The organism is Candidatus Magasanikbacteria bacterium RIFOXYB2_FULL_38_10 (assembly GCA_001783145.1).
In the GTDB taxonomy this organism is placed as follows: domain Bacteria; phylum Patescibacteriota; class Patescibacteriia; order Magasanikbacterales; family UBA10003; genus GWC2-40-17.
The window spans coordinates 1-8,095 of sequence record MFQT01000012.1 but is presented as its reverse complement, the minus strand read 5'-3'; the positions used below and the strand labels follow the sequence as shown (position 1 = coordinate 8,095).

The window sequence follows — 8,095 nt, the reverse complement described above, 5'->3', positions numbered from 1 at the left end:
TTGTTTTTTTTGTTTTGAAAAAATGAAAGAGGGGTTAGGGGTGAATTTCATTTTTTCAAAACTCCTTATTCTCTTTAAATAAAAGGCAAAAAGGAAGGGGTTTAAGGGGAGGGAATTTTTGCCTTTTATTTGTCTTCTTATTCTTCCAATTTTTTGTATACTTCCTCAAACATTTTTTCTTTCACAAACTTTCCAAATTCCGCATTTTCTACAATCTTCTTGTAAATATCAAAGTTGGATTCAACCATAGTGTGTAATTGATCCTCAAAAATATGCGCGAATACAAGCTTGAGTGCGTCTTTGGTGTTTGTCTTGGCGCTTTGGCTCAGAGTTTCATTTCCTGCCAATCTCGTTTGCAGTTCGGCAAAAAATACTTTGTCTCCTTCTGTAAAATCTGTACCAAATCGCTCATTCACCTCGTCAATTATGCGCGACAAAAATTCCTTTTCTTCGCCCGCGCCTTTTCCTGTTCCCAATCCCTCAATCGGTTTCAATTCACCGGTTTTTTTCTCCAGTTCAATATTTCCACTGGAGATTTGCTGGATTCGATAGGTATTCATATTCACATTGTCGGTAATTTCAACCGGCAATCTTTCTTTTTCGGCGGGTAATTTACGCCCAAGCATTCGCAAAAACGCATAAAGCTTTTCCAAATTCACATCCTTAAACGACACAATTTGCGATAAAAAAGCATACATGCGGACATAATTTTTCAATTGATCGCGAAAGTCAATTTTCTCTTTTTTCTCGCGTTTCATATACTCCTCAACAATCGGATCCAAAAGTGGATGCAGTTTTTCTTGCGTCGCTCCGCGTTTGAAAAATACTTTGGCGAAAGTTTCAACATCATCTTTGGCAAAAATACCAAAATCAAGCAAGTTGCGCTCTAAATCATAAAGCTTGTTTGGGTCGGTGGCTTTGGTCAAAATAGCTTTGTCATAATACGGCTGAAATGCTTTTTGTATTTCTTCTTCGTAATTGGCAAAATCCAAAACCATCGTGTCTTCTTTACCTTTAGTGGTGCGGTTGAGCCGGCTTAAAGTTTGAACAGCCATAACACCGCCTAATTTTTTATCAACATACATTGTATGCAAGAGTGGCTGATCAAATCCAGTCTGAAATTTATTTGCTACAATCAAAATTTTAAATTCCGGTAATTTGAAGGTGTCGGCGGTGAGCTTATCGCTTCGTAAACCATTCATTCCGGCTTCGGTATATTCTTTTCCGCCGTCAGTTACCGTGCCGGAAAACGCCACCAAGGTTTTGATCGGGTATTTGTGTTCTTTGATGTATTGGTCAAAAGCAAGCTTGTAGCGTACCGCATGCAAGCGCGAGCGAGAGACAATCATCGCTTTGGCGTAGCCGTCAATTTTGCGCGTTGTGTGCGACAGATAATGCTCAATAATCAATTCGGTCTTTTTGCCTATAGCGTGATCGTGCAACTCCACATATCCTTTCAAGAGCGCGATGCCTTTTTTCTTTTCGTATTGTGGATCTTCTTCGATTTTTTTAATCAAATTAAAATAGGTCTGGAAAGTGGTGTAATTTTTCAAGACATCCAAGATAAAACCTTCTTCAATGGCTTGTCGCATTGAATACAAATGAAACGGCTCAAAAGTTCCATCGGCTTTTTTGGTGCCGAAAAGTTGCATGGTTTTATCTTTGGGGGTTGCAGTGAAAGCAAAGAAGCTGATATTTTTCTGTCGTCCTCGGCTTGATAATTCCGCCAAAATCACATCTTCGCTCGTTAATTCTTCCTCGCTCTCGTTTTCTGCTTCGGCTTCTTCCAACGACCCAAGCGCTTTTTTCAAGCTCTTGGTGCTTTCCCCTGATTGCGAAGAATGTGCCTCATCAATAATTACGGCAAATTTTTTGCCTTCTTGTTTGACAAGTTCCTCCACAATGTACGGAAATTTTTGCAGAGTAGAAACAATAATTTTTTTGCCGGATTCTAATGCTTCTTTAAGCTGCGATGATCCTTGATCAATCGCCGCTACCACGCCTGCCGTCTGCTCAAATTGCTGAACTTCATCACGAAGCTGTTTATCAATCACGCGCCGATCAGAAATTACCACGGCGGTGTCAAAAATTTTCTGATCACTAGCATCGTGCAAACTGGAAAGCTTATGCGCCAGCCATGAAATTGTTTTAGTCTTTCCGCTTCCGGCGCTGTGTTGAATAAGATATTGCTGACCGGCGCCGTGCTTGCGCGCGTGAGCCACCATTTTGCGTAACGCGTCCAACTGATGATAGCGCGGAAAAATAAGCGTCTCTTTTTCTTTTTGATTGCCTTCCTCATCCGTTGTCTTCTCGATAGACACGAGCATAAATTCGGCAATGATCTGGAGCAAACTGTCTTTCTGCAAAACTTCTTCCCACAAATACGCGCTCTTAAAACCGCTCGGATTCACCGGATTGCCGGCGCCGTTTTCAAAACCCTTGTTAAACGGCAAAAAGAAAGTGGATTTGCCCGCCAAGCGCGTGGTCATATACACGAGGTCATTATCCACGGCGAAATGCACCAAACAGCGCTTGAAAGCAAACAAATCCTCACGTTGGTCGCGGTCATAGCGATATTGTTTGATTGCGTCCTGTACATTTTGTCCGGTCAAATAGTTTTTCAGCTCCAGCGTGGAAATCGGCAAACCGTTCAAGAAAATCACCGTATCTAGCGACTTGCCGTCTTTTTGGCTAAACTTCACCTGTCGCATTATGGAAAAAATATTATTTTGATGTAAAAGCGCATGTTCCGGATTCAAAGTGCTTTCCGGCGCAAAATAGACCAACTGAAAACGCGAACCATAGTCGGCAAAACCTTTGCGAAGCACATCCAAAAGCCCACGCGATTCAATCTCGGATTTGAGACGATACACAAATTTTGCCTTCACTTCTTCGCCGTGCTGTTCTTTAAGATTTTTCCATTCTTTTGGCTGGGTGGCATAGATAAACTCAAACAACATTTCCTCGTCCATGCAGGATTCGGCATTATAATTTTTCGGCTCGCGCTTGCGATAGCCGGAAGCGGTCAAAACCGTTTCAATATGTGCTTCAAATGATTTTTCTGATGTATCAATCATATTATTTTTTGGTTAAATAAAGACAGACAATATAAATTATTAAAGATGGTGTTCCAACGGATAAAGCTAATATCCAATTTTGTGTAGGGATAACTCCGACTGCAAAACCAAAACCGGCCGATGAGATAAATTCGAAAAAAGTGATCAACCAATAATTTTTTAGCTTTTCCTCCAAAAGAACATTCTTTTTTTCAATCTCATATTTTTCGGTACGAATTTTTTCTGCTTCATCCTGTGTCTTCTTTAGCGAGGCTTCCAAGTTATTTATTTTTTCCGACATCAATTTATATGCTGTCGTGGTTGACTGCTCTTTTTTTGTCAGCGTATTTTGTGATTTATTTTTCGCCATATCAATTAAAAAGATCAGTTAATGATATTGGCGACCAACCAAATGATTTTATCGGTTTGATATTTGGTATTTGTGGAATAGCCGGAATTGGCGGTATTTGTGGAATAGCCGGAATTGGCGGTATTTGTGGAATAGGAAAAATTGGTGAAGGAAAATCGTTTGAGTATTGTGAAAAACCCGCCGTATTGCCGTACAAATCCCTAATCACATATCCTTCAATCCAACCGCAATGCCTACCTCTATAATTGTAAATATATTGGTTGTCTTTTACATATCCAAGATTGTGTCCGTGGCGATTATAAAATCTGCCTTGGCCATCAAGGATTATTTGGGCTGTTCCATATCTATCAAAAAACCAAATATTGTTCATAGATTTATACTTTAATTTTACCCGTCACGGCGCAGGTGATCAGCGCTTGGCGGTATTCTTGCAGTTTTTCAATCTGCATCTCCACTTTCACCATCATCTCATCAATTTTCGCAGTCTCGCGATCAAGAAAATCGACAATCTCTTTTTGCTCGTTAATTTTTGGATAAGAAATTATTATTGATCCTATTTCACTTTTACCAATATTTTCTTGCGCTCCTCCAAAACATAAATAATCAATATTTTCTTTAAAAATACTTGAAGCAATAAAATATGTAAGATATTTTTGATCTAATTTTTTACCGCGCAGTATAGCAACTCTTTGATTTAATAGAGCAAATTCCATTGAATCATAAATTGCGGTTTTACCAATAGTAGCGCCAGTTAAAGCAAGGAGAATGTCTCCTTTTTTTATACTGAACTTCTCTAAACCAACTGCTAAATCGGCAGGAACTTTTTTTACGCTTTCAAAATCTATTATTTCCGAAATATCACCTATACGAATTATTGGGACACCATCGTCCGTGTAACTTTCACTGTCAAAAGAATATCCACTTATTTGCTTTCGGATCAAGGCCATTGGTGACGGCGTGGGTGATGAGCGCTTGACGTTTTTCTTTGAGAAGCTCCATCATCTTTTGCTTTTTCGCCACCATCTCATCAATCTTCGCCGTCTCACGATCTAGAAAATCAGCGATGGACTTTTGAATTGTTTTTTCTGGAAAAGGAACAACTTCCGAAAAATAAGCATAAATATCTAAATTTTGAATTCCAGTAGTTTGTTTTATAGAGCGTACATTTATCGTTCCGAAATACAGCGCGCCCATTAAATAGGAAATGTATTTTGAATTGTGAACTTTAAGCGGGGTCAATTTTTCAATGAAGTTTGAGCAAACAGCACGATCACTTGAATCAAATCTTACTGCGCGTCCGACTGTTTGTTTTTCACCACCGCCAGATTTTTCTAAAAGTATGTCGCCCTTTTCCAATATGCGCGAATGTTGATTTTCAGGAATATTTCTTGTGGTCAAATCATCTCCACTTAATCCAAAATGGCCAAAATCAAAATCGGCAACGCGTAAACAAATCAAATCGTTTTGATCGCCTTTTTCCTCGTCGCCCCAAACACCGCCCGCATGATAATCAAAAAAATATCGCAATCGTTTTGCTTCCCACTCATCAGGAATATTACCCAGCCAGTCAATGCCGGAGGGTTTGTATTTGGAATATGTTTTGTATTTTGTCGCAGTTGTCATAATTAAATATCTGTTAGCATTTTGGCAATTTCATCTTCCAATTTTTTGATATCACCGCCAATTTCATCAAGAGGACGGAGTGGTTTGTATTCGTAAAAATAGCGGGTAAAGCTAATCTCGTAGCCCACCTTACCAATTTTACCGTCTTTGTGGTCGCAGTATTTTTTATCTTCACTAATCCACGCATCCGACACATGGGGCAAGACTTCGCGCGTGAAATATTTTTTTATATCCTCTCCAAGTGGCACATTTTCATAATCGCGCAAATCCACATCCGGCTCCGGATTGCCTTTTTTGTCTGTGATAACATCAGCCGTTTCGTCGTGCTCGGAAAGTCCTTTGAGAATGGATTTTTTGACCGGCGCGTCCAATTTGAGATCAGCTTTTTTGAAAGTCGTTTCCAAAACTTCAATAAACTTGTCTTGATTTTTATAGAGCATGTCGCCGATAGTGGCGAGCGCTTTCAGAATAGAAATTTGGAGCGCAAAACCGGCTTTTTCTTCTTCAAATTTTTTGAGCGGGTCGCGCTTTTTGCTTTTGGCAAGATTTTGGAAAGCAGACTCGGTTTTTAGTTTTTCCAAACGCTCAGCGCTGGCTTGAAAATTAAGTTTGAGCGGTCGTTCAATCGTAATTTTGCGATAGCCAAAAAATTCATTTGGGAGTACTTTGACGATTTTGCTCTTTTCGCCGTCCAAAGTAAGCTCGGTAATTTTTTGGATTTGTTCATCAGAAATGACATTGCGTTTGTCGCCCAAGCTTTTGCGCATTTTTTCGTAGAGATCAACGGCATTGATGAGTTTTACTTTGCCTTTGTGGTGATCTTTTTTGCGATTGGTCAGCACCCAAATATAAGTATGAATACCGGTATTATAAAAAAGCTGATTCGGCAGAGCGATAATTGTTTCCAGCCAGTCATTTTCAATGATCCAGCGGCGGATTTCGCTTTCACCGCTTCCGGCATCGCCGGTAAAAAGTGGCGAGCCGTTCATAACAATCGCAATACGGCTTCCGCCGTTTGATGGTTTGATTTTGGCAAGCATTGTTTGCAGAAAAAGTAATTGGCCGTCACTAATGCGCGGAAGACCGGCACCGAATCGGCCTTGAAAGCCGAGCTCCGCTTCTTTTTCGATTTCTTTTTCATCCTTTTTCCATTCCTTGCCGTAAGGCGGATTGGAAAGCATATAATCAAAAGTTTCGCCAAAGAGATGATCGTGTGAAAGAGTGGAGCCAAATTTTATATTGTCAGCATTTTCGCCTTTGATCAGTAAATCAGATTTAGCAACGGCAAAAGTTTCCGGATTTACTTCTTGACCGAACATTTCTACTTGAGCAGTATCATTTACGCTTTCCAAAATCCATTCTTTGGCTTCAGTAAGCATGCCACCGCTTCCGCAAGCTGGATCGTAAATGGTTTTAATAATGCGCTGTTTTTTTAGAATATCTAAGTCCGGAGAAAACAGCAGATTAACCATCAGGCGGATAATTTCGCGCGGAGTAAAGTGCTCTCCCGGATTTTCGTTTGACGCTTCGTTAAATTTGCGAATCAATTCCTCAAAAACATAACCCATTGCCAGATTGCTCACGCGATCAGGGTGCATTTCAACTTCGCTGAATTTTTCTATGACTTGGTAGGTGAGATTGGCTTCTTCCAGCGCATCAATTTGCGTGTTGAATTTGAATTTATCAATTATTTCGCGCATGAGTGGGCTGTAAGCGTTGATATACAGGCGCAAGTTTTTGCCGATGTTTTTCGGATCGTCTAATAGCTTTTTAAAATCGTATTGCGAAGTATTATAAAAATTATATCCACTCGCTTTTTTCAAAATTCCGTCCATGTCTTCCAGCTTGCCTCTGTATTTCTCATATTTAACTAAAACATCGGCTTTGGTGTCTTCAAGTGCGGCATCCAGACGGCGCAAGACAGTTAAAGGTAAAATGACATCCGGATATTTCGCGCGCTTAAAATCATCGCGCAAAAGGTTGGCGATGCTCCAGATAAAATTGACGAGTTGTTGGTGATTATTTTGATTCATAGACTATTTTTTATCCAGTTTAAAGCTGATTTTGTAGGTATAGAAATCAATATTTGGCGCGACTGCTAAAGCGCGATGAATTTTTACATCATCCTCAAAGGCAATAATTGCGCCTCTTACTTTTTGATTGTCTTCGGCCAGTTCTTCTAAAACATAGCCCATGTATCTCTGTACTTGTCCGACAACGACATCACTAACCCTTCCTTTTTTAAGTTCTACCACCAAAAGTTCTTTTTTATCTTTGCTGATCGCCAATATATCAATCGGACCGGTGTCACTTGGATATTGTTGTCCGACTTTTTCTCCGTCTTCTTCGTAAATATCATAATGTTTACCCAATTCTGTGTGGTGCCAGTTTTGCACTAAAAAATCTTCTAAGTGTTTTTCTAAAGCAAAGATGCTTGGATCTTCGATTGTTTCATCTGTTGAAATTATTGAAGCGGGACGAGCGCCAGATATAAAACCCTCAACTTCATTTGCATATTTTGAAATATTACTGACTGTGCCAATAGAACCGGTGGAATTTCTTAGAGATTCACTCATTTCCTCGCGCGAAACACTGCGCGAAAACCAGCGGACAGCACGGCGATGTGGCAATGTTCCACCTTTTACAAATTCATATTCTCCGGTTACCTCCCCAATGTAATAATTACCGCTTCCGTCTGGACACATTACAATGTCGCCAACCAAAATGCCTTTGCAGATTGTGTATAACATGCCACAAGCAAGCCCGGCGGAGACTTTTTTCTTATCCGGATTTTTTTCGAGATAAATTGGTATGAATTTTTTGTTGAACTCGCGCCAATTATCCGGAAATTTACCAGCAAGATCAATGTCGGGTAGCCAGCCAGCCCCAATATAATTACCGTCATGTGCCTCTTTGGCATAGACACTCTTTTGGCCAAGCATTATTCGATAGTAGTTTTTCATAATGTTATTGTATTCGTTTTCCCCTTATAAATAAATCGTTTTCGTAGCGGAGCGGAGAAAACACCTTATACCCCTTTCTAATA

At 40.0% G+C, this 8,095-nt stretch carries 7 protein-coding genes; all 7 read right to left on the bottom strand.

From position 1 onward, the window contains the following. Window positions 1-137: 137 nt before the first annotated feature. The 7 genes from A2294_00035 to A2294_00005 all read right to left on the bottom strand — a co-directional run bounded on the left by A2294_00035 (window position 138) and on the right by A2294_00005 (window position 8,012). Entirely contained in the window at window positions 138-3,077 is a 2,940-nt protein-coding gene (locus A2294_00035; protein OGH85608.1) for a restriction endonuclease subunit R, read from the bottom strand. Window position 3,078: 1 nt separating this feature from the next. Then, window positions 3,079-3,357 (bottom strand): hypothetical protein, encoded by a 279-nt coding sequence (locus tag A2294_00030; protein OGH85607.1) that lies wholly within the window; start codon window positions 3,355-3,357, stop codon window positions 3,079-3,081. Window positions 3,358-3,427: 70 nt separating this feature from the next. Beyond that, on the bottom strand, window positions 3,428-3,796 hold the full coding sequence (locus A2294_00025; protein OGH85606.1) for a hypothetical protein: 369 nt from the start codon (window positions 3,794-3,796) through the stop codon (window positions 3,428-3,430). 4 nt (window positions 3,797-3,800) lie between these two features. Continuing rightward, on the bottom strand, window positions 3,801-4,373 hold the full coding sequence (locus A2294_00020) for a hypothetical protein (GenBank protein OGH85605.1): 573 nt from the start codon (window positions 4,371-4,373) through the stop codon (window positions 3,801-3,803). Then, entirely contained in the window at window positions 4,333-5,049 is a 717-nt protein-coding gene (locus tag A2294_00015) for a hypothetical protein (protein OGH85604.1), read from the bottom strand. Before A2294_00015 ends, A2294_00020 begins: the two co-directional genes overlap by 41 nt. A 2-nt stretch (window positions 5,050-5,051) precedes the next feature. Beyond that, entirely contained in the window at window positions 5,052-7,082 is a 2,031-nt protein-coding gene (locus tag A2294_00010) for a restriction endonuclease subunit M (GenBank protein ID OGH85603.1), read from the bottom strand. A 3-nt stretch (window positions 7,083-7,085) separates the two neighbouring features. Next, window positions 7,086-8,012: a hypothetical protein gene (locus tag A2294_00005; protein OGH85602.1), complete on the bottom strand. Its 927-nt coding sequence runs from the start codon at window positions 8,010-8,012 to the stop codon at window positions 7,086-7,088. Between the last annotated feature and the right edge of the window lie 83 nt (window positions 8,013-8,095).